Annotated in this window: 17 protein-coding genes; 11 read left to right on the top strand and 6 right to left on the bottom strand. The window is 56.6% G+C overall.

The window, feature by feature from the left end:
- Positions 1–240: 240 nt before the first annotated feature.
- Positions 241–2,574 (top strand): sodium-translocating pyrophosphatase, encoded by a 2,334-nt coding sequence (locus EKD05_RS18690; RefSeq protein WP_240695849.1) that lies wholly within the window; start codon positions 241–243, stop codon positions 2,572–2,574.
- Between the two features lie 114 nt (positions 2,575–2,688).
- Here EKD05_RS18690 and EKD05_RS18685 read toward each other — a convergent pair whose 3' ends face one another.
- Entirely contained in the window at positions 2,689–4,302 is a 1,614-nt protein-coding gene (locus EKD05_RS18685) for an amidohydrolase (protein ID WP_129675732.1), read from the bottom strand.
- 348 nt (positions 4,303–4,650) lie between these two features.
- Between EKD05_RS18685 and EKD05_RS18680 the strand changes: the two genes are divergently transcribed.
- A complete protein-coding gene (locus tag EKD05_RS18680; protein WP_165360803.1) occupies positions 4,651–5,367 on the top strand; it encodes a DM13 domain-containing protein in 717 nt (238 codons plus the stop codon).
- Positions 5,368–5,566: 199 nt separating this feature from the next.
- Here EKD05_RS18680 and EKD05_RS18675 read toward each other — a convergent pair whose 3' ends face one another.
- On the bottom strand, positions 5,567–6,502 hold the full coding sequence (locus EKD05_RS18675; protein ID WP_129675727.1) for an AEC family transporter: 936 nt from the start codon (positions 6,500–6,502) through the stop codon (positions 5,567–5,569).
- 306 nt (positions 6,503–6,808) lie between these two features.
- Between EKD05_RS18675 and EKD05_RS18670 the strand changes: the two genes are divergently transcribed.
- The 6 genes from EKD05_RS18670 (at position 6,809) to EKD05_RS18645 (ending at position 13,259) form a co-directional block, all read left to right on the top strand.
- Entirely contained in the window at positions 6,809–7,774 is a 966-nt protein-coding gene (locus EKD05_RS18670; RefSeq protein ID WP_129675723.1) for a glycosyltransferase family 2 protein, read from the top strand.
- Positions 7,775–7,778: 4 nt separating this feature from the next.
- Entirely contained in the window at positions 7,779–9,032 is a 1,254-nt protein-coding gene (locus tag EKD05_RS18665; RefSeq protein WP_165360802.1) for a glycosyltransferase family 4 protein, read from the top strand.
- Entirely contained in the window at positions 9,032–9,997 is a 966-nt protein-coding gene (locus EKD05_RS18660) for a lysylphosphatidylglycerol synthase transmembrane domain-containing protein (RefSeq protein WP_129675717.1), read from the top strand. Before EKD05_RS18665 ends, EKD05_RS18660 begins: the two co-directional genes overlap by 1 nt.
- Before the next feature lie 22 nt (positions 9,998–10,019).
- Positions 10,020–10,931: a bifunctional 2-polyprenyl-6-hydroxyphenol methylase/3-demethylubiquinol 3-O-methyltransferase UbiG gene (locus tag EKD05_RS18655; protein ID WP_129675714.1), complete on the top strand. Its 912-nt coding sequence runs from the start codon at positions 10,020–10,022 to the stop codon at positions 10,929–10,931.
- A gap of 9 nt (positions 10,932–10,940) precedes the next feature.
- A complete protein-coding gene (locus tag EKD05_RS18650; protein WP_129675711.1) occupies positions 10,941–12,893 on the top strand; it encodes a DUF2079 domain-containing protein in 1,953 nt (650 codons plus the stop codon).
- 153 nt (positions 12,894–13,046) lie between these two features.
- The gene (locus tag EKD05_RS18645; RefSeq protein WP_129675708.1) at positions 13,047–13,259 is read left to right on the top strand and encodes a hypothetical protein; all 213 of its coding nucleotides are present in this window, start codon (positions 13,047–13,049) and stop codon (positions 13,257–13,259) included.
- 44 nt (positions 13,260–13,303) lie between these two features.
- On the opposite strand, the gene EKD05_RS18640 is transcribed toward EKD05_RS18645, so the two are convergent.
- Complete coding sequence (locus tag EKD05_RS18640; protein ID WP_129675705.1) at positions 13,304–14,203, bottom strand: alpha/beta fold hydrolase; 900 nt, start codon at positions 14,201–14,203, stop codon at positions 13,304–13,306.
- 93 nt (positions 14,204–14,296) lie between these two features.
- Here EKD05_RS18640 and EKD05_RS18635 point away from each other — a divergent pair, with 93 nt between their 5' ends.
- The 3 genes from EKD05_RS18635 (at position 14,297) to EKD05_RS18625 (ending at position 18,528) form a co-directional block, all read left to right on the top strand.
- On the top strand, positions 14,297–14,902 hold the full coding sequence (locus EKD05_RS18635; RefSeq protein WP_240695848.1) for a PH domain-containing protein: 606 nt from the start codon (positions 14,297–14,299) through the stop codon (positions 14,900–14,902).
- Positions 14,902–15,960 carry a nucleoside hydrolase gene (locus EKD05_RS18630; RefSeq protein WP_129675702.1) on the top strand — a complete coding sequence of 353 codons (1,059 nt, stop codon included), beginning with the start codon at positions 14,902–14,904 and terminating at the stop codon, positions 15,958–15,960. The genes EKD05_RS18635 and EKD05_RS18630 overlap by 1 nt, the downstream gene beginning before the upstream one ends.
- A gap of 276 nt (positions 15,961–16,236) precedes the next feature.
- Positions 16,237–18,528, top strand: coding sequence for an ATP cone domain-containing protein (locus EKD05_RS18625; protein WP_129675699.1), 2,292 nt, complete (start codon positions 16,237–16,239; stop codon positions 18,526–18,528).
- 80 nt (positions 18,529–18,608) lie between these two features.
- Here EKD05_RS18625 and EKD05_RS18620 read toward each other — a convergent pair whose 3' ends face one another.
- The 3 genes from EKD05_RS18620 to trpA form a co-directional block, all read right to left on the bottom strand.
- A complete protein-coding gene (locus EKD05_RS18620) occupies positions 18,609–19,733 on the bottom strand; it encodes a citrate synthase (protein WP_129675696.1) in 1,125 nt (374 codons plus the stop codon).
- Positions 19,734–19,756: 23 nt separating this feature from the next.
- Entirely contained in the window at positions 19,757–19,990 is a 234-nt protein-coding gene (locus EKD05_RS18615) for an Lrp/AsnC ligand binding domain-containing protein (RefSeq protein ID WP_097653405.1), read from the bottom strand.
- 148 nt (positions 19,991–20,138) lie between these two features.
- Positions 20,139–20,927, bottom strand: a complete 789-nt coding sequence (gene trpA / locus EKD05_RS18610; protein ID WP_129675693.1) for a tryptophan synthase subunit alpha — start codon at positions 20,925–20,927, stop codon at positions 20,139–20,141.
- Positions 20,928–21,261: the final 334 nt, after the last annotated feature.

Genomic DNA, 21,261 nt, shown 5'->3' with positions numbered 1-21,261 from the left:
TTGTCTACTTTGGCAATCTTTACAATTCAAGCCTTCATGTGCTAGAATAAGTCCGCCGTAGGTGGCTTGATCGACAGGCACCGGGCTCGGATTTCCCCTAACAGCGTACATCGAGATGCCCCATCATGGGGTTACGTTGTCGCATTGTTACATATGCTGATGCCTCAGGCATATCTTATTTGCTACCCGTCATGTTCTTGAAGCTGATGTAGTCCCCCACTGCAACGAAGGAGTTGTGCGATGCTGGAAGGACTGGATGCATTACAGCAGGCGGCTGTATGGGCTGTGCTCGCCATTTCGGTCTTGGGTATTGTCTATGCTTTTGTCCTGAGGGCGCAGGTTCTCGCCGAGGATAAGGGCACGGCAAAGATGCAAGAGGTCTGGGGTTTTATCAAGCAAGGTGCGAATGCATATCTGAGTCAGCAATTTCGGACGATTGCGATTCTAATTGTTATTCTGACGTTTGTCCTTGCTGCAAGCGTATTGGTTGTCCCGCCTACGTTTGAGGCAGTTGAGCGTTTTGGCTCAGAAGAGGCTGCGGTGCTCTGGGTGTCAATTGGGCGGGCTATCGCCTTTTTGATGGGCTCGCTCTTCTCGTATGCGGTTGGTTTTGTCGGCATGAGTGTTGCGGTTGAAGGCAATGTGCGGGTTGCAGCGGCGGCACGCAAAGGCTACAATCCGGCGCTCCAGATCGCCTACAAATCGGGTTCGGTGACGGGTATGCTCACGGTGGGGCTCGGCCTGTTTGGTGGGACGCTCATCTTCATCGTTTTTGGCATTGCCGCCCCTGATGCCTTGCTTGGTTTTGGGTTTGGTGGTTCACTGATTGCGCTCTTTATGCGGGTCGGTGGTGGGATCTATACCAAAGCGGCTGACGTTGGGGCAGACCTAGTGGGCAAGGTTGAGGCGGGGATTCCCGAGGACGATCCGCGCAATGCGGCGGTCATCGCTGACCTGGTCGGCGACAATGTCGGTGACTGCGCCGGGATGGCCTCGGATGTCTTTGAGAGCTTTGAAGTGACGCTGGTTTCGGCGCTCATCCTGGGCCTGGTGCTTGGTGATGCGGTTATGGGGACGCTTGGCGATGGTCAGTATGATCTGCGCTTTATTCTCTTCCCGTTGATCTTGCGGGCGATTGGCGTGGTTGCCTCGGTGATTGGCAATAGTCTGGTGCGCACCGATGAGCGTCGCCGCAATGCCATGGCAGCGATGAACCGTGGTTTCTATGTGGCTGCCGTCGTCGCTGCCCTCGGTGGCATCGTGGCGAGCTTCTTCTTCATGACGAATCCCGATGGCAGTGTTGACTGGCGCCCGTTGCTGGCAACCCTCTCTGGTCTGGTGCTGGCGATTGTGCTTGATAAGCTTACCGAGTATTTCACCAGTACCCACTATAGCCCTGTCAAAGAGACCTCCAAGGCTTCGCAGACAGGCGCGGCGACCAATATTCTCTCGGGTTTGGCGCTGGGCATGGAGTCGAGCGTCTGGGCGGTGATGGTTATCGCTGGTTCGATTTTCAGTTCGGTGCTCATCTTCAATAGTTTTTCGGCTGATCCTATTGTTGCCTTTACCGCAGTGCTCTATGGCGTTTCATTGACTGGTATTGGGATGCTTTTGCTGACGGGCAATACGATTTCGATGGATAGCTTCGGGCCGATCTCGGATAATGCCAATGGTATCGGCGAGATGGCGGGACTCGATAAGAATGCCCGTAATGTGATGGATGACCTTGATGCCGTTGGCAATACGACGAAGGCTGTTACCAAGGGGATCGCCATCGGTTCGGCAGTCATTGCGGCTGTGGCCCTCTTTGGTTCGTACCTTACCGATGTCAATAAAGTGCAGCAGCAATTGATTGATGCGGGTGAACAGGGCGTTCAGTTGCTGACGGGGATCAATGTGGCGCAGCCACCGGTCTTTATTGGGCTGTTGATAGGTGGCGCAGTGCCCTTCCTCTTCTCGGCGCTGACTATTCGTGCCGTTTCGCGCGCTGCTGCGCAGATTGTCACTGAAGTGCGTCGTCAGTTCCGTATCCCCGGCCTGATGGAGGGCAAGGTTCAGCCGGATTATACCCGTGCAGTGATGATTTCTACGACGGCTGCGCAAAAGGAATTGGTCAGCCTCGGGATTATCGCGGTGATGGTGCCGGTTCTGGTGGGCTTCTTGCTTGGGGTTGAAGCACTTGGTGGTTTCTTGGCCGGCATTATTCTCTCGGGTCAGTTGATGGCGGTCTTCCAGTCGAATGCTGGTGGGGCATGGGATAATGCCAAGAAGTATATCGAAGAGGGCAACTTTGGCGGCAAGCATAGCGAGCCTCATAAAGCCGCTGTGGTTGGTGATACCGTTGGTGATCCCCTCAAGGATACGGCAGGCCCGGCACTCAATCCGATGATCAAAGTGATCAACTTGGTGGCACTGATTATTGCTCCGATTGTGGTCACCATTACGCCTGGTAGCCCTGCGGTGATCATTGGTATGATCTTTTGTTTTGCCCTGCTGGTCTGGGCGATCTGGCAAAGCAAGCGTGAGACGGAACAGATCAGTGAGGTGGTGAAGGCCCCGGCAAGCGCTGATTGAGGTTTGAAGTGAGAGCTTCATCTGAACCAGGGGTGGCGTGGGTGCCGCCCCTGGTTTTTGTTTGGGGGGAGGATGTAACGCAGAGGCGGGGAGCCGCAGAGGCGCAGAGGGTGCTCAGGAGGCGGTGAAGATGATTTTGCCGCCGACGATGGTGAGGATGACCTTGATGGTGGCAAGTTCTTCGACGGGGAGGCTGTAGGGGTCGCGGTCAAGGATGATGAAGTCGGCGAGGTAGCCTGGGGTCAGTTGCCCTAGATCATCGTCGCGGTGGCCGGCGTAGGCGGCCCAGGTGGTGTAACCGGCAAGTGCTTCGTCAAGCGTGAGCCGTTGGTTGGGTAGGCCATGATCGAGAGGTTCTCGGTTGAGCGCGACGTGGATGCCTTTGAGCGGGCTGGCGTCGGCGACGGGCCAGTCACTGCCCAGGGCGAGATGGGCACCGGCGTCGCGCAGCCGTCGCCATGCGAAACCCCAGGGCCAGCGTGTCGGCCCGCTCATCCGTCGCCAGGTGTTTTGCGGATCGAGCCCAAAGTTGGCATGAATGGGCTGGATCGCCGCAATGACGCCCAGTTCGGCAAAACGTGGGGCGTCGGCAGGATCAAGCAATTCGACGTGCTCGATGCGATGGCGTGCATCACGTCGCCCGTTCGTATGCTGGATAGCGGCAAAGCCATCGAGCGTCTGCCGTACGGCGGCGTCACCGATGGCATGGACAAAGACCTGTAACCCCAACGCATCGGCTGTGCTTGCCAGATGGACAAATTCTTCGAAGCTATAGTTGGCGACGCCCAGATCGCCGCTGCCATCGGCGTATGGCGCAAGTAAAAGGGCTGTTTTTGACTCGACTACTCCATCCATAAAGAGTTTTACCGCACTGGTGCGCAGATATGGCCCGTGAAGCTGCCCGGTTGTTGCTGCCCATTGTTTGATGCGGCCAGGATCGTCGCCTGGTGAGAGCGAGAGGGGCAAGAGAACGCGCAGAGATAACTCATCATTGGCAATCAAGTGTTGCAATAACCTGACCTGATGCTCGTCGCCGTCCATATTGTGGATGGCGGTCAAGCCGAGGGCAGCGAGTTGACGTAACGCTTGACGAAGCAAGGCGAGCCGGGTTGCATCGGTGACAGGCGGCAGAAGGCGGCTCACCAGCGTCATCGCCTCGTTCTCGCGCAACTCGCCGGTGGCGAAGCCAGCGTCGTCGAGCACCACCGTACTGAAGTCACTGCCTGTCTCGGCACCATGCAGCATACCTGCCATCTGGAGTGCTCTCGTATTGGCCCAGGCGGTATGACCATCAAAGGCCGTCAGGAAGACCGGACGATCAGGCACCACGGCATCGAGGAGGTGGCGATGGATGGTCTCGCCGCCAGCAAAGAGGCGATATTTCCAGCCTCTTCCGATCAGCCAGGCATCTGGAGGAAGCGGCGTCGCAGCCGTGCGGAGGCGGGCCTGCACCTCTTCAAGATCGGCGGCATCTTCGAGGGCAAGCTGACCGAGGCTGAGGGCACCGGAGAGCAGATGGAAATGGCTATCAATCAGGCCAGGCAGGATGCGGCGCCCCTCGGCATCGAGCACCTTGGTGGCAGGGCCATGCCAGGTGGCGGCATCGGCGTCACTGCCGAGCCAGGCAATGCGCTCGCCAACGACGGCCATGGCTTCGGCGTAAGGCCGGGCTGGATCAAGGGTGGCAATGCGCGCATTGCGCACGAGTAATGTTGCTGTAAGCGACATAAAGCTCCTATCAATGTACGGGTAGAGTAACGCGTGCCTCGATCCTGACGATGGATCTGGTGTTATGTATGATAGCTCACAGTTCTCACTTTGAAGCTATTGTACGCTATAGTACTCCTATCTGGGTTGTAACCAGGAGTGCCGACTTATGGTCTTTCAGAAATGAATCCGGTATGCATCTGAGTCCTTCGGGCTGAAGCTCTCGGCTATGGGAAGCGAAGCCCACCTTCGTGGGCGAGAGCGGATTATGTACGAGAAGACCATTAGCCGGCTAAAGCCAGCACTCCTCAGGCACAACCCGTCTAGGGGTATTATATCCCTCAGGAATTCAGCGAAAGGAACATGTCTATGTCACATCCACATACAAAGCGTCGTGTACCAACACTCGTCGTATGGCTTGGCCTATCAGCTTTGTTGCTCGGAGGAGTCTTTGCCTGGTGGGCGATCAGTCCGCTTTTTTTCAGCACGCGGGTGGATGAAGCCTTTCCTGTAGTTGATGCCTCAGCCATCCCGGATCCAACAGCAGCGCCTGAGGTTGTGGCAGTGCCATTCGCAACGGCTACGCCTGATGGTGCCAGCCCTCTCGCACTGACGGCGATTCCTGAGGAGCCTACGCCGGGGGCGGCTGAGGAGCCTACGCCAGAAGTGGAACCAACGGTTGCTCTTGAACCTACGCCAGAAGTGGAACCAACGGGTCCTGTTGAGCCAACTGAGCCAATTGCCCTAGCGAGTGGCACGTTTACCTTTATTGACCGGCTGCACTGGGCAGAGGGTGTGGCAACCATCTACCAACTGCCCGATGGTAGTCGTATTTTACGGCTCGAAAACTTCAAAGCGCAGAACGGCCCGGATCTGCGCATTGGCATTGCCGGTCACCCTATGCCACGTAGCAGTGCGGAACTGCATGATACCGGGCCTGGTTATATTGAGTTTGAGCGCCTGACGGCCAACGAAGGCAATCAGAACTACGCGATCCCTGCCGATCTGGAGCTTGACGGCTTTATGTCGGTCGTCATCTACTGTCGTGCCTTCAGCACGGTTTTCAGCACGGCTGAATTGACATAAGGTTGTTCTGCCAACAAAGGCTCGCGAAACGAGCTTTTGTTGGCAGGCCTAGCGCCACCACCTTGCAAAGAAGGCGGTTGGTTTGACGCAAAGGCGCAAAGGTTTTCGCGTAGGTGAGCGAACCCTTCGGGGCTTTGCGTGAGCTTCTTTGCAAAGTATTGGGGCTGGAGCGCTATGTGTGGGCATGAGGCTTGCGCCGCTATACGCCGATCAAGGTCAACAAGACTGACAATGTCAACACACTCAGCACTGAAGAGACGATCACCGTGCTGACCACGAGGCTGGGGCGGCTGTCGAACTCGAGGGCGAGAATGGTTGTATTGACTGCGGCTGGCATACCGGCGAGCATCACGCCCACCGCGAGGTTCAGCGGGGCGAGACCGAGGGCGAGGCCGAGGCCATAGGCGGCAAGGGGCGAGACAAGCAAGCGCAGGATCGTGGCGATAGTGACCAGGCCAGGTTCCTGGATATGCAGGCCACCGGCGAGTTGGGTACCGAGCACCACGAGCATCATGGGCAGCGTGGCATCGCCGAGCAGGGCGAGACCGCGAAACAGACCGGCGAAGAGCCCCTGGGCAAGCACCGGGTCAAAGCCGGTTGCGCGTACGGCAAAGGCGGCCACGGTTGCATAAATCTGAGGCATACGCAACACCCGCGTGGTCACCTCACGGAGCAGACCGGGCCCGGCCTGCGCAGAGCCGGCGGCGGCCACGGCGACCCCGAGCGTTTGTGAGAGCACAGACTGCACAATGAAATAGAAGATCGCCAGGGTAAACCCAGCCTCGCCAAAGGCAAAACGTGACGCCGGCAAGCCGTAGTTGCCCGAGTTCATAAAGAGGGTCACGAGCAACAGGCCACTCAAATCACGGCCACGGACGCCAAAGGGCAAGGCCACGGCGAGGGTCAACGCCCCCATCACCACAACCGTCCCAACGGCCAGCGTAACCATCCCCACTGCGCCACTGCCACTGAGATCAGCACGTACCAGCGACGTAAAGATCAGGGCTGGGCTCATCCCATAGATCACCACCCGATTGAGCGTTACCTGGTCAAGGGGCATTTGCCGTCGCAACAACATCCCGACGATGGCCACCAGCGCGACCGGCAGCAGCACCTCAAACAGCACACGAACCACGGGTCTTCTCCATACCAAAAACGGTTGTCCAGCGGGACAACCGTGAAGAGGGGGGAAAGGTCGGATGCAGCTAGGGCAGTAATGTTGGGCGACCGACCTCTGATCTATGTAGGTCTAGTATACACCACTTCATGCCGCAGTGCATCAGGGATTTTTCTTCTGGGGCGTCGCGGGCCAACCATGCCAGCAAAGCTGGCATGGTTGGCCCGCGACGCCCCAGGGTTTAAGGCCTTGCCTGTATGGTATGGTTGATACGCTACAATAGGGGTGGTAGAAGAGACATAAGATCCGGTGATTGAGGAGGCGATGGCGAGCACACAGGTTGCGCCCTGGCTTTCGGTGGTAGTACCGATCTACAACGAAGAAGAGAGCATCCCGCATCTCTACACGCATCTCACGGCGGCGCTAGCGCAGATCGACAAGCCGTATGAGATCATCTGTGTTGATGACGGTTCACGGGATGGTAGTTTTGCGTTACTGCATGAACTGGCTGAGCGGGATGCACGAGTGCGAGTGGTACGTTTTCGGCGCAACTTTGGGCAGACGGCAGCGTTTGCGGCGGGCTTTGACCGGGCGCGGGGCGAATGGCTCGTTACCATTGATGCTGATCTCCAGAACGACCCGGATGATATTGCGATGTTGCTAAACAAAGCCGCCGAGGGATTTGATGTGGTCAGCGGATGGCGAGCACACCGGCAGGATCCCTTTCTGAACCGACGGCTGCCTTCGATCGTTGCCAACCGCATGATTTCGTGGGCGACAGGGGTGACGTTGCATGACTATGGCTGCTCGTTGAAAGTCTACCGTACCGACATTGTCAAGCACATCTCGTTATACGGAGAACTGCATCGTTTTATTCCGGCGATTGCCTCGTGGCAGGGTGTTGCGGTCGCCGAAATGCCGGTCAATCACGCCCCACGGCGTTACGGTACTTCAAAATACGGGATTAGCCGAACGACGAGAGTATTGCTCGACCTGATCACCGTACGGTTTTTGCTCTCGTACTCAACGCGACCAATGCAAGTCTTTGGGAGCGTCGGGCTTGTCCTGGGGACAGTGGGTAGCATCTTGCTGGCCTATCTGGGGTACATCCGGCTCTTTTTGGGCAGCCCATTGAGTGATCGCCCGCTCTTATTGCTCGCGGTGCTGCTGGTGGTGCTGGGAGTGCAACTGGTTGGCATGGGCTTGCTAGGGGAGTTGATCACGCGGGTCTATTACGAAGGGAGCAACCGGCCCATTTATGCGGTACGCGAGGAACTGAATGGGGAGTGAGGGGATGACGAGCGCCAAGCGTGTGTTAATGATTGCACCGACACCATATTTTTCGGATCGTGGTTGTCATGTGCAAATCTATGAAGTAGCACGGTCACAACAACTTCAAGGGAACCATGTTGCGATTGTGACCTATCACCTTGGCAATGATCCCGGTCATATTCCAATCTATCGCATCCCTCAGATCCCCTGGTATCACAAGCGCTCAGCCGGCCCTTCCTGGCATAAACTGTATCTGGATCTGCTGCTCCTCGGGCGCACCTTGCAAGTTGCCCGGCACTATCAACCGCATCTTTTGCATGCGCATTTGCATGAAGGAGCTGCGATTGCTCTTCCTGTGGCGCGTTTGCTGAACGTGCCACTTGTGCTTGATTTGCAGGGAAGCATGGCTGGAGAGATGGTCAACCACAACTTCATTCGGGAGGGGGGAAGGCTCTATCGTCTGGCTGAACTCACTGAGCGGACGATCATACGCCATGTTGATGCAATGCTTATGTGGTCTTACATTCGTGAGTCGTTGCAGGGGCGTTTTGATTTCCCACCTGATCGTGTTTTTGAGGTAGATTATGGTGTTGATCTAGAGCGCTTTCGCCCCTACGCAAAAGAGGAACTGCAAGATCTCTATGATGAACTCGGCTTACCGCGTGAGCGTCAGGTTGTTGTGTATCTGGGCGTCCTAAGCGCCTATCAAGGGATTGATCTTTTGTTAGACGCAATACCCCGCATTCTGGCGTCCTGCCCTAATACACACTTTCTGCTTATGGGCTATCCCGACGAAGAGCAATACAATGCACAAGCTCATGCGCTGGGCATTGCTGATCACGTAACATTGCCAGGGCGTATTGCGTATCAGCAAGCTGCCCGGTATCTCGCGCTAGGTGATGTCGCTGTATCGGCCAAATTGACCAGCCTGGAAGGAAATGGCAAACTCCTCAACTATATGGCTTGCAGGTTACCGACCGTTGCGTTTGATTTACCAGGCAATGTAGCTACGCTTGCCGAGACCGGATGTTATGCTCCGGTTGGCGATAGGGTTGCACTGGCTGAGCGGATCATCGCCTTATTGCGTGATCCGGTCGAGCGTGAGCGTCGAGGGCAGGAACTGCGCAGGCGCTGCGAAGATCTATATAGCTGGCATGCGATAGGGGTGCAGATCAATGCAGTGTATGATACCGTGCTCGCCCGACGAGGTATCGCCATTTCTTCACCGTCTGATCATTCGGCTACTCGTGATAGCTCCTCTGGGAGGGACAACTGATGGGCAAGACTGTCTTGCGCATCGTGCTAACCCTGTTTCTAGTTGGATGGTTACTGACGCAGGTAGAACTCACCAGCGTGGGAGCGATCGTGAGCGGGGCTAATCCCTGGTGGCTCATCGCAGGCATCCTGGCAAATCTTTTTGCGCTCTTTTTGGGTACATTACGCTGGCAGTTATTGTTGTATGGAATGGGAGTTCGGCAACCATTCTTGAATTTACTACGTATTTTATTGATCGGCACCTTTTTTAGCATGTTTTTGCCTTCATCAATTGGGGGCGATCTCGTAAAGATGGCGCTGATTGCTCCAGACACTGAGCAACGTGAGGCTGCCGTGTCGTCAGTGCTGATGGATCGCATTATTGGAATGGGTGTTACAATTGCGGTTGGACTCGTGGCATTGCTTTTTCTGCCTGAAGTCTGGATCAACACGACGCTGATCATGGCACTGGTCGTGATCATGGGTCTCTTTGTAGGTGCAGTTGGTCTTCTTTTTAACACTGCATTGTTAAAAGTCATTGAACATATGCTCCCCAGGCGGATGTGGCAGCGGCTAGGTGCTTCACTTGTGAAAGCACATATGAGTCTCATGGCCTTGCGGAGGCGTCCCGCGATCCTGTTTGGCAGTGCTCTTGTTTCGGCATTACGGCAATTATCGATCTGCTTGGCAGTCTATTTTGCGGGTAGAGCTTTTGGGATCATAGCAAGTCCTGTCGTCTATTTTGCCATGATCCCCTTCAGTCAAGCAATTACTGTCCTCCCAATCGCAATTAATGGGTTGGGTCTACAGGATAATGCCTTTGTTTTGCTGCTAGGTTTTGCTGGAGTGAGTCCGTCCGAGGCTCTTGCGCTATCGCTCTTTATGCATATTTTAAGTAATGGCACGGGTTTAATTGGTGGATTAGTCTTTGCGGTTGGGCGTCGTCGTCAATCGATTCCCGACACCGTGTTTAAGCAAGGTCTGTGACACCAGGTTAAAGGAGCGCGTTGTGCATGTGCAGCGTTGCAATCTCTGTGGGAATGAAACCTTTCATACGCTTGGCATAGGCTACGATCGTACGATTTTGACGAATAGCGCAATCTACAAATTACTTCAGTGTCCAGAGTGTGGTCTGGTTACGCTGACGCCACGCCCCACCACAGATGAAGAACTAGCGGCGATCTATCCGGCTTCATATGAAAGTTATATGCAGCGCCCCCAGTCACTCTTGATGTTGATGCGTCGTATGGCCTGGCGTTCCGAGATTTGCGAAATTCTTGCCCTGACAACGCCAGCAAGCCGCATTCTTGAACTTGGTTCAGCTACAGGTGAGTTTCTCAACGAATTACGTCGTCGTGGGCGGCCTCAGCTGATAGGCATTGAGATAAGTGGTGTGGCAGCACAGCTTGCACGCGATCGCTATGATCTGGATGTGCGTACCGGCCAATTAGCTGATGTTGATCTTCCACCGGGCAGCGTTGATCTTGTTGTGATGAGACATGTGCTGGAACATGTTGCTGATCCATTAGCCCTACTGAAGTATGTTGAGTATATCCTTCGCCCCGGGGGATATTGCATTGTTACGATTCCAAATATTGACTCGCATACGGTTCGTATTTTTAAGACTCATTGGTATGGATATGATGTTCCTCGCCATCTTTCTCTCTTTCCTCAAAAAACCCTTGTACTTTTGTTTCGTTTAGCATCATTGCGTATGCGTTCAATTAAGCATATTTCAATGCCTAATATTTGGATCGGGAGTACACGTTTCTGGTTGCAAGCACTGGGTTTCGGGAAGCTAGCGCGTTTTGTTCGTTATCAAAATCCGTTCGCGATTCTGTTCTTTCTCCCCTTTGGGTTGATTTCTGCTTTCATGAAGTCAAGTGGGGTTATCCGCATCATTGCGCAACGCCCAGTATAAGTTAAATTTATGGAAACTACGTTTACAGAGGATCGTACGCCCTCCCTCCCTCGCGATCGGTTCCTCTGGGTGGCGATGCTGGTGGTTGCTACCGTTCTGGTGGGTCTGAGCCTGGCGCGTTATTGGGGCTATAATGCCGGGATGTTCGATCTGGGCAATATGACGCAGGCGATCTTGTCGGTGTTGCGTGGGCAACCTCTGGTGACGACGGGGCCGGGGGGCAATGTGAGCCGCCTGGCTGGGCATGTTGAGGTGATCTATCTCGCTTTTGTGCCGCTGCTGGCGCTGTGGCCCAATGCTCAGCCGTTGTTGATTGGGCAGGCGCTGCTGATGGTCGCCGGGGCGCTGCCGGCTTATCGGATGGCGCTGCGCCATCTTGAGGATGTAACCGCTGCTCGGAGTGTCGCGCTGCTTTATTTGCTCTATCCGGTGGCGTTGACGGCGGTGCTCTTTGATTTTCACGGCGATACGCTGGCGATGCCGCTGCTGCTCTTTGCCCTCGATGCTGCCGATCGCCAGGCCTGGCGTTGGTATGCCCTCTGGATTGCGTTGAGCTTGTTGAGCAAGGTGTATGTGGCGGCTCCGGTCTTTGGGATCGGGGCGTTTCTCTGGTTCTGGGCCGAGCGTCGCCGCGCTGGGATGGGGACGATGCTTGCCGCTGCACTCTACGGGAGTGTGGTCTTCTTTGGGGTGCGGGGGCTCTTTGTGTCTTCGGCCACAGGTCTCGCGGTCACGTCAGGGTATGTGAATCACTATTACGGCAATCTGTCGCAGGTCTGGGGGACGTTGCTGCCGCGCCTGGTGAGTGCGTTGCTGGTCTTTGGTCCGGTGCTCTTTTTAGGGTGGCGTGGCTGGCGCTGGTTGTTGCCTGCGGCCCCGTTGACGCTGGCGGTGCTGCTCAGCAGTGGCCCTGGTACGGTCTATCACTATGCCTATCACCATTATGCGCTGGTGGTGCCTTTTGTGGTGATGGCGGTGATTGATGGGGCGGTGCGGTTGCGCCAGCAGGGTGCTGAGGCTGCACCGGGTGAGCGTGTGCGGCAGTGGAAGCCGGATCTGATCTTTACGACGGTGATTGTGGCTGTGGTTAGCCTTTTGATGGTTGATCAGCCGTTGAATCCGCGTTTCTGGCTGGCGTTGCCGGGGCAGGGGTTGGATCATGCGCGGTATGGGCAGGTAGCGCGTGATGAGGTGAAGGATCGTTTTCTGGCCGAGGCGGTGCCTGATACGGTGCCACTGGCGGCCTCAATGTTTCTTGCGCCGCGCCTGGTGAATCGTGATACGCTCTATCTGGTGCGTTACCCTGATGATCCTGGGGGCGAGCGCTTGCCGTCACTCTTGCCCGACGTGGAGTATGTGCTGGCGGATGCGCTCTTTGACTGGCGTACGTTGACCGACGAGGGTGTTTTGCCGACGGTGGCGTATGAAGCGGCGGAGATTCGCACCTTGCTGAACGATTCCTCGTTTGGATTGGTCGCTGCCCGCGATGGGCTGTTGCTCTTTCAGCGCGACGCACCGGCAGCGCAGGTCTTGAGCAATACGGTTACGCTGACGTCGACGGTGGAGGTTGCGGCCAAGAGTCTCGATCTTGGCCCGGCAACGCTGCGTGGCTTTGCGGTGGAACAGCGCGCAGGGCGGCGTTTCGAGGCGACGTTTGTCTGGGAGTTGAACGGGCCGCCACCGGCAACACCGTGGGTTGCGATCAGTCAGCTTGGCGTAGCGAGCGATGCACGGTTTGTGCATCTACCGACCTATGTGCTGCAGCCAATCACAACCTGGCCTGATGACCAACTGATCTATGAGCGCTTTGCGTTTGAGGTGCCGGATGAGATCCCCGCTGGGCGCTACGAATGGCAGATTGCGTGGTATGATGCAACGCATCCTGAAGCAGCCTTTTCTGATGAGCAAGCATTGCCACCAGGGATCGAGCCGGTTGTGGTTGGTACGATCCTTGTGCCGTAGGGCCAATGAAGTGTTCTGGGGTCGTTCGCCGACCACGAATGGGGGCCACGAATAAACGAATACCGCACCGCCCATCTTCGTTTCTTCTTCTCAGTAGTCGTGGTCGGCGGCGCTGGCAGAAAACGTACGTTTGAATTGCCAGAAGGAGATGACATGAATTGTTGGCATTGCGAACGGCCGGCCCACGGGACGTGTATCTTTTGTGGACGAGCGCTCTGTCGGGATCATGTGCAGGAGCTGCCGCATATTGTGGCGCTGTATAAAGATCAACGAGGTACGCACCAGGCGATTGTCACGGCGCGGGCGCTTTTTTGTGGGGTGTGCGAGCCGCGTGATGAGCCGGTTGCGATGGCGGAGTTGGGGTGATGTGCGCTGACGCGATCCTACAGGGTCGCGTCAGCGCACATCATCTACGATAGCACCGGCTCGCCGTGAGATGGCATGGCATTGACGGTTGACGCCAGGAAGGTGCGGACGAGGGCGTTGAACTCGGCGGGTTTTTCATCCTGCACTAACATCGATGCTTGATCGATAACCTCGAGGCGAACGCGAGGATTTGCGGCGAGGAAGGCATCGGCCCGCTTGACGGGGGTGGTGGTGGCCTGACGCCCCCAGATCAGCAGGGTTGGCTGGCGCAACGTCGGTAGGATCGAGCGCACGTCGCAGTTGAGCAGACCGGTAAGAAAACAGATAGGTGCATAGTGCGCTCCTGGGCGACGACTGGTGAGGTAGAAGCCATCGTGGGTCGCGCTGGTAACGGTTGCGGGGTCGTGGTAAGCCTGTGAACGCAGGAAGTAGGCGGTACCCTTGCGACTGGTCAGGCGGTCAAAGATGGCACGCCCGGCTGCGCCACGGAGGGACTGATGGATGCGTCTGGCGATGGGGCCAGCCGGGTCAGAGAGTTGCCCCATGCCGGTGGGACAGGCGAGCACGAGGGCCTTGACGCGGTCGGGCCAACGGGCGGCGGCGGTGATGGCATAGGCTGAACTGAGCGAACTGGCAATGAGCGTGACGGGTTGACCGATCCGCTCGAGCGCGGCCCCGATCTGGTCAATGTAGTCTTCGGCCTGATAGGTGCGGGTTGGGCGGTCACTATTGCCATAGCCAAGCAGATCGAGCGCATGGACGGCGAAGCCCTCGCCGAGCCCGGTGAACGGGCCACGCATTTCGAAGGCTGAGGCGGCGGCGTTGATACTGTGGATAAGGAGCACCGGTTCCCCTTCACCGGCGTGATAGTGGGCGATGCGATGACCGCGCCAGTCGAAATAGGTTGGGGCGACCGGTAGGAGATTCAGGGTGGTTTGGTTCATGGATTTCTTTGGTTAGGCTGGCAGGGCCAGCGCGAGCGTTGCAGCGATTGCATCCTGGTAAACAAGGCACTAAGATCAGTATATAATGACTCTGTGAAACGTCAAACGAAACAGGTTCCAACACCGACACAGATTTTTCTCGTGGCCCCACTAGATGCGTATGCGTTGCGGGTAACAACTGGCCTTGCGTATCTCGGGGGCTTGCTTGTCTTGCCGTTGCTTTTTGCGTATCTGGCGAACATGCGCTGGGATGGGTTGCTGATTCCAGTGGCGTTGGCACTGGCGATCGCCGTCTTTTTGTTGTTGACCTATGCAGTGCAGCCTCGTCGGTATGAGATCACGGCGACGGAGTTGGTTGTGCGGCGGCGGCTGATGCCGGCCTTACGCATTCCTTTGAAGCTGGTGACCGGCGTATCACTGGCCTCGAATCTTGCTGACGTGCCGCGTCGGGGGTTGCGTTTTGCTTTCAATGCGGGTATTTTTGGTTACCAGGGACCGTTTCGTCTTGCGCCGTATGGTGAAGTCTTCTTTCTTGCGACGAATCGCGAGCGACTGGTAGCGGTGGCCCGTGATCAACGGACAACGATGATCCTGAGCCCTGAGCGTCCTCGGGCTTTTGTCGAAGCGCTTCAGGCGGCGCGGGCTGACTATGCGCTCGAAGAGTTGTTGCCTTCCTCACTCAATGAAACGAGACCGTGATGATTGATGGTTTGCCAATCAGTGTCAAGCCTCAACCGATTTTTGTTGATACCGATCCAGGTTGTGATGATGCGCTTGCGCTGGCATGGTTGCTCGCTGCGCCGTCGGTAGAGGTAGTGGGGGTAAGTACGGTCTTTGGGAGTGGGACATTACAGCATACGACGGCGAATGCCTTGACGTTGCTCGCTACGTTGCAACGTGACGTTCCTGTGACGATGGGCGCTTCGGCGCCGCTGATCCACCTGCGTACCAATACTGGCGTCATCACGCATGGTCGTGATGCCTTCTGGGGGCATCAGCAGCGACACGACCTGGTAAAACTGCCGGTGGGTGCGCCAGGGGCACTTGCGGCGGCGGCGCGTCTGTACCCAGATCTGACCATTCTTGCGCTAGGGCCGTTGACCAATGTTGCGCGGGCGGTTCAGGCGTATCCGACGGATCTGGCCGGGGTGCGGCTCGTCGCGGTAGCCGGGGCGCATGGGGCGGGTTCACTGACCCCGGCAGCTGAATTTAATGTCTTTGCTGATCCGCATGCGCTTGCGTTGGTGCTTGAGAGTGGCATGCATATTGAACTGGTGACCCGCGATGCGTTTGAGAAGTTGCGGCTTGGTGCGGCGGCGGTGCGGTTGCTGGAAGAACGGTGTGGGACGCCTGGGGCATTGCTGGCGCGTCTGCTAGAGGGGTATCTTCAGGCGGGCAGTCATCAGGCGCTGGCGATGCCCTTGCCTGCGGTGGCTGCAGCGGTGTACGCCTTGCATCCCCAACTGGGCAAGGGGCACCTCGCCGTGGTACGTGTGGTCACCGAGGGCGAGTTGATCCGCGGGCAGACGATTATTGCACTGACCGAGCGTCAGCGGGCCATGGTGGCACTCGGGGCAAGTGGGTTTGAGCAACTGGCGAGTTATGTTGGCATGCCGGGGTTTGACTATGAAGGGTCGTTGCGTGAAGCGGCTGCGCGGGCACCCTTGAATGCACGGGTGATTCTCGATCTTGATGCGTTCAGGATGAGCGATCTGCTAGAACGCGGCTTTCTGCGGCTGCATTTTAACGCCTCTTAGTGTTAAACTTTTTCTTGCCTTGACATACCACGCACCTGTGTGCTACACTGGCGCGGCATTGTTGTGACTCCTAGATATAGAGGTCTACATAATAAATCTGTACTATATGTAGTGGTTGCCTGAAGAAGTCGCTCAGTCGCTTAACGTGAATTTCTTTAACGACGATTTAATTCTTTACACTCTTAGGTTGTTTTGGTACCGTCGTGTGCCTTAGCTACAGGTTGAGCGTATTGCCATTGTTTAGTTACAGCAGGTGAAGATAGAGGAGCAGGTTGTATGGCAAGCGGGACGAATGGTGTGGGTCATATCGCAGGTGGGTTTCAGGCACTTGATCAGGCCGGGATGTTTATTCCGACAACGATTGTGAAGCGTGATGGGCGGGTGGTACCGTTTGACATTGAGCGGATCGAGAATGCGCTCACGCGCTGTTTTGCGAGCCTGAATCGCACGCCGCGGGTGGCGATCGCTGAGCTTTCCGAGCGGGTCGTCAATATTCTGGCGGCCCAGGCGCATGGTGAGTCCCCGACGGTCGAAGGGGTGCAGGATATTGTCGAGATGGTGTTGCAGGCCGCTGGTGAGTTTGAAGCGGCTAAGCATTATATTCTCTATCGTGCTGAGCATGCCAAGAAGCGGGTTGAGCGGCCCATTCCCGATGAGGTGCGGCAGGCATTTGCGGAGTCGGATCAGTATTTTCCAACGCCGTTGCAGCGGTTCCAGTTTTTTGATAAATATTCACGTTTTAACTACGATCTTGGGCGTCGTGAGACTTGGATTGAAACCGTCGATCGTTCGGTTGACTATCTCTACGAGCTCGCTGGCGCGCGTCTGCCGGCCGAAACCTATGCGCGCATCCGCCAGGCCATCCTCGAGATGCGCTCGATGCCTTCGATGCGCCTGTTGGCGATGGCTGGTCCGGCGGCCCGGCGCAATAATATTGCCATTTATAACTGCTCGTATCAGCCGGTTGAGAGCATTGACTCGTTTGTTGAGGCGTTGATTATCTCGATGAGTGGTTGTGGGGTGGGCTTTTCGGTCGAGGGGCGTTATGTGGAGAATTTCCCACGGATTCGTCGTCAGACTGGCTCGGCCCCGCGTCGGATGGTCGTCGAAGACTCGGCTGAGGGTTGGGCCGATGCCTTGCGAGCGGGCCTTGAGAACTGGTTTGAGGGTGGCGATATTCATTTCGACCTATCGCATTTGCGTCCAGCTGGTGCCCCGTTGCGCACCAAGGGTGGCCGGGCCTCGGGCCCCGAGCCGCTGCGGATCATGCTCGATTTTGTGCGCTCGCGCATCCTGGCGCGGCAGGGCAGCTTCCTGCGCCCCATTGATGCCCATGATATGATGTGTTCGGTTGGCAATGCGGCCGTCAGCGGTGGGGTACGGCGCACCGCAATGATCAGCCTCTTTGACTACGACGATGATGAGATGCGCCTCTGCAAGAATGGTGATTTCGAGCGCGAGAATAGTCAGCGCTGGAACGCGAATAATTCGGCGGTTTGGCCGCAGGGTAGTCTGACGCAGACCGAGTTTATTGCACAGTTCCTTGGGATGGTTGAGTCGGGGCGCGGCGAGCCAGGGATTTTCAATCGTCAGGCGGCGAATCTGCTCAAGCCGGCCCGCCGCCAGGCCGCCGAGTTTGGCACGAACCCCTGCGGCGAGATTGTCCTACGCCCGTGGCAGTTCTGCAATCTCAGTGCTGCGGTGGCGCGCCACGAGGATACTTTTGAAACTCTGCGTGAGAAGGTCGAGGTGGCGACGATCATTGGAACCATCCAGTCGCTGGCGACCCACTTCCCCGGCTTGCGGACGCAGTGGCAGCGCAATTGTGAAGACGAGCGCCTGCTTGGTGTCGATATCACTGGTCAGATGGATAGCCCGATTGCGCAAGATGCGGGGGTGAAAGAGCGTCTGCGCCATGTTGCCATCGAGACAAATCGTCAGGTGGCGCTCAGCCTTGGGATCAACCAGTCGGTGTCGATCAGTTGTGTCAAGCCGTCGGGGAACTCGTCGCAACTGGTCAACTGTTCATCGGGCTTGCATTCCCGTTGGGCTCCCTACTATATTCGCAACGTACGGGTAGCTGCACATTCACCGATCTTCAAAGTCTTGCGCGATGCCGGTGTGCCGATGGATCCCGAAAATGGGCAGACCCCAGCCAACGCCAATACCTGGGTGATCCACTTCCCGGTCAAATCGCCGGATGGGGCGATTACCCGGAAAGATCGCTCGGCGATTGCGCAGTGTGAATTCTGGTTGCAGAACAAGACCTACTGGACCGAGCACAATCCGTCATGTACCATTACCTATCGTCCCGACGAAGTGCTTGATCTGATGAAATGGGTTTGGGAGCATCGCGACCTGATTGGGGGGCTCTCGTTCTTGCCGGCGTTCGATGCCAAGTACGACAACATGCCCTATGTTGAAATCACCCGCGAAGAGTACGAGCGGCTGGCGGCTTCCTTCCCCGAGATTGATTTCTCGAAGGTCTACCGCTACGAAGAGGAAGATCTGACAAACGCGGCGCAGGAACTTGCCTGTATGTCGGGGAGTTGCGAGATTGATTTTTAGGTCGGTTCATCTTTTGCTTCACGAAAAAACGCCAGCAATGCTGGCGTTTTTTCGTGAAGCAAAGCTTGAGACGCCCGCTTTTACGGGCGCTGGTCGAGGGTGATGTATGGGACATCCACAGGGCCGACGTATTCGGACTCAGGACGGATGAGGCGGTTATCGGCGTACTGCTCATAGACGTGAGCTGTCCAGCCAGCAACACGGCTAATAGCAAAGATTGGTGTGAAAAGATCAATCGGAATACCGAGCGTATAGTAGACCGAAGCCGAGTAAAAATCCACATTGACTGGGAGGGATCGTTCGGACTGGACAATCTCGCGGATGCGTTCACTCATGAGGTACCAGCGCTGATTGCCGGTCGTTTCGGCAAGCTCTCTGGCGAGACTGCGTAACCAGGCGGCGCGTGGATCATCGGCCTTGTAGACCCGATGACCAAAGCCCATGATCTTTTTGCGGGCGGCAAGAGCGCCGCGCATATAGTGATCGACGCGATCGACATCACCGATCTCCAGCAGCATCCGCATCACTTGCTCGTTGGCCCCACCGTGAAGCGGGCCACGGAGGGTGCCGATCGCCGACGTAATCGCACTGTGGAGATTCGAGAGAGTCGAGGCCGTAATACGGGCGGCGAAGGTACTGGCATTCAAGCCGTGGTCGGCGTGAAGGATGAGGCACTGATCGAGCACACGGGCGGCGGCGGGATCGGGCTCTTTGCCGGTAAGCATATAGAGGAAATTGGCCGCATGATCGAGTTCGGTGCTGGGTGTGACCGGCCAGAGCCCGTTACGGATGCGTTCCCAGGCCGCCACAATCGTTGGCATAGCGGCGGTCAGGCGGATCGACTTGTTGACATTGGCATCAAGCGAATTATCGCCGGTTTCGGGGTCAAACGGCGCGAGGGCTGAGACGGCAGTCCGCAAGACGCCCATAACGGTCGTCTTCTTGGGCAAGAGGAGCAAGAGCGCAATGACCTCATTGGGAATGAGGCGATTCTCGATCATCTTGCGACGAAAACTCTCGTACTGTTTACGATTGGGTAACTTGCCATACCAGAGTAGTGAAGTTGTCTCTTCAAACGTTGAATGTTCGGCCAGCACATTGATGTCAAGACCGCGATACAACAGACGTCCATGTTCACCGTCGATATGGCTAATCCCTGTTTGCGCCGCGACAATCCCCTCAAGGCCTTTGGAAGACTGTGTCATCGTCACTCCTTTGTCGCATGACATTAACCAATGACAATGCAAGTAACTGTGCGCTTGATGCCTTCGACCCCCTGGATTTCGCTCATCACCAGATGCCCAATATTGCGCGGATCCGCCGTTTCGACGGTTGCGATGATATCATACGGTCCGGTCACGCCATCGGCGGCAGTCATATCGGGGATAGCGCGAAGGGCGGCAAGGACTTCGGCGACCCGTCCCGACTCAGCTTCGATCAACACATAGGCTTTGGCCTCCATGGTGGTTCTCCTTTTTAACCTGGCGGTAGGGTTGTTATCCTCAAAGTCTGATCTCTTCTGGTGAAAGATGTCAACTTTGCTGACAGCTTGTTCGAAAAGCATGCAAGGCTCGCAGTCAGTAGCGTACGTTTTCTGACCTGCTGCCTACCTAGGAGCCGAGCAGCTGTTGGACAAAGGCGACGGCACCGGGGACAAGGCGATCAGGTGGTAACTGTTCAAGATGGGCGAGCAGGGCACTGCCGACAATGGCCCCATCGGCAAGGCGGGCGACTTCGGCAACGTGTTCAGGGCGGCTGATTCCAAAGCCAACGACGAGAGGCAGATCGGTATGGCGGCGAACCCGTTGCAGCACCTCGCCGAGGTTGGCGGCCATACTCTGGCGTTCGCCGGTGACGCCAGTGAGGGAGACGACATAGATGAAGCCGCTGGCGCGGGCGGCAATCTCGGCAATGCGTTGTTCGGGGGTGGTGGGAGCCACAAACATGATCATATCGAGACCGTGTTTTGTGGCGGCGGCCTGCAATTCGGCCGACTCTTCGGGCGGCATATCGGGAATGATCCAGCCATCCCCACCTGCGGCGGCTAGTTCACGGCACGCCCGTTCAATACCAAAGCGGAGCAACGGATTGAAATAGCCCATCAAGAGCAACGGCGCACGAACGCCGCGCTCGCGGAGGCGGGCCGTGGTGTCAATGCAATCGGCCAGGGTAATGCCATTTTGCAAAGCACGCTGGGTTGAGCGCTGGATCGTCGCCCCATCGGCGAGCGGGTCAGAAAAGGGCACCCCCAGTTCAAAGAGGCTTGCCCCGGCAGTTTCAAGCGCTGGCACCAGTTCAAGGGTACTTTCACGCTCGGGGAAGCCCACCGTGAGGTAGGGCATCAAGGCTACCCGGCCCTCGGCTTGTAGGCGAGCAAAGGTTTCACGAATACGACTCATAGGATCGATCTATCTTCTTGGCAAGGCATTGGATCTAGCACAGAAGTGGCTACGCATGTAGATGAGGTCAATGATACCACACTTGCCGGGCGGGATTTAGGACGTACCGTCCTAAAAATTTCGGCTTGGGCTGTGCGTTTGTGCCAGCATAAGGATGATGCCTGGGATCATCAGGCTTGATTGGTCGACACCTAGCTGTGCTCGTTCTTCGGTGAACTCCTGCCGAAGTAGTTGAGCGACCGTACCCATCCATGCCCGTACTGCAGGCTGGTGCTGGGGCGCGATCACAATGCGGCGCGCAATATGCTGCATCGGGGTCTCCAAACACTTTGGT

This window comes from Candidatus Chloroploca sp. Khr17 (assembly GCF_004138165.1).
Taxonomy (GTDB): Bacteria; Chloroflexota; Chloroflexia; order Chloroflexales; family Chloroflexaceae; genus Chloroploca.
Note: the sequence above shows the minus strand (reverse complement) of the source record. Positions and strands in the feature narration are given on the sequence as shown.

Excerpts from the sequence above, each read along its gene's own strand:
- EKD05_RS18690 (WP_240695849.1), top strand. The coding sequence starts at position 241 with ATGCTGGAAGGACTGGATGCATTACAGCAGGCGGCTGTATGGGCTGTG.
- EKD05_RS18685 (WP_129675732.1), bottom strand. The coding sequence starts at position 4,302 with ATGTCGCTTACAGCAACATTACTCGTGCGCAATGCGCGCATTGCCACC.
- EKD05_RS18680 (WP_165360803.1), top strand. The coding sequence starts at position 4,651 with ATGTCACATCCACATACAAAGCGTCGTGTACCAACACTCGTCGTATGG.
- EKD05_RS18670 (WP_129675723.1), top strand. The coding sequence starts at position 6,809 with ATGGCGAGCACACAGGTTGCGCCCTGGCTTTCGGTGGTAGTACCGATC.
- EKD05_RS18665 (WP_165360802.1), top strand. The coding sequence starts at position 7,779 with ATGACGAGCGCCAAGCGTGTGTTAATGATTGCACCGACACCATATTTT.
- EKD05_RS18660 (WP_129675717.1), top strand. The coding sequence starts at position 9,032 with ATGGGCAAGACTGTCTTGCGCATCGTGCTAACCCTGTTTCTAGTTGGA.
- EKD05_RS18650 (WP_129675711.1), top strand. The coding sequence starts at position 10,941 with ATGGAAACTACGTTTACAGAGGATCGTACGCCCTCCCTCCCTCGCGAT.
- EKD05_RS18645 (WP_129675708.1), top strand. The coding sequence starts at position 13,047 with ATGAATTGTTGGCATTGCGAACGGCCGGCCCACGGGACGTGTATCTTT.
- EKD05_RS18640 (WP_129675705.1), bottom strand. The coding sequence starts at position 14,203 with ATGAACCAAACCACCCTGAATCTCCTACCGGTCGCCCCAACCTATTTC.
- EKD05_RS18630 (WP_129675702.1), top strand. The coding sequence starts at position 14,902 with ATGATTGATGGTTTGCCAATCAGTGTCAAGCCTCAACCGATTTTTGTT.
- EKD05_RS18625 (WP_129675699.1), top strand. The coding sequence starts at position 16,237 with ATGGCAAGCGGGACGAATGGTGTGGGTCATATCGCAGGTGGGTTTCAG.
- EKD05_RS18620 (WP_129675696.1), bottom strand. The coding sequence starts at position 19,733 with ATGACACAGTCTTCCAAAGGCCTTGAGGGGATTGTCGCGGCGCAAACA.
- EKD05_RS18615 (WP_097653405.1), bottom strand. The coding sequence starts at position 19,990 with ATGGAGGCCAAAGCCTATGTGTTGATCGAAGCTGAGTCGGGACGGGTC.
- trpA (WP_129675693.1), bottom strand. The coding sequence starts at position 20,927 with ATGAGTCGTATTCGTGAAACCTTTGCTCGCCTACAAGCCGAGGGCCGG.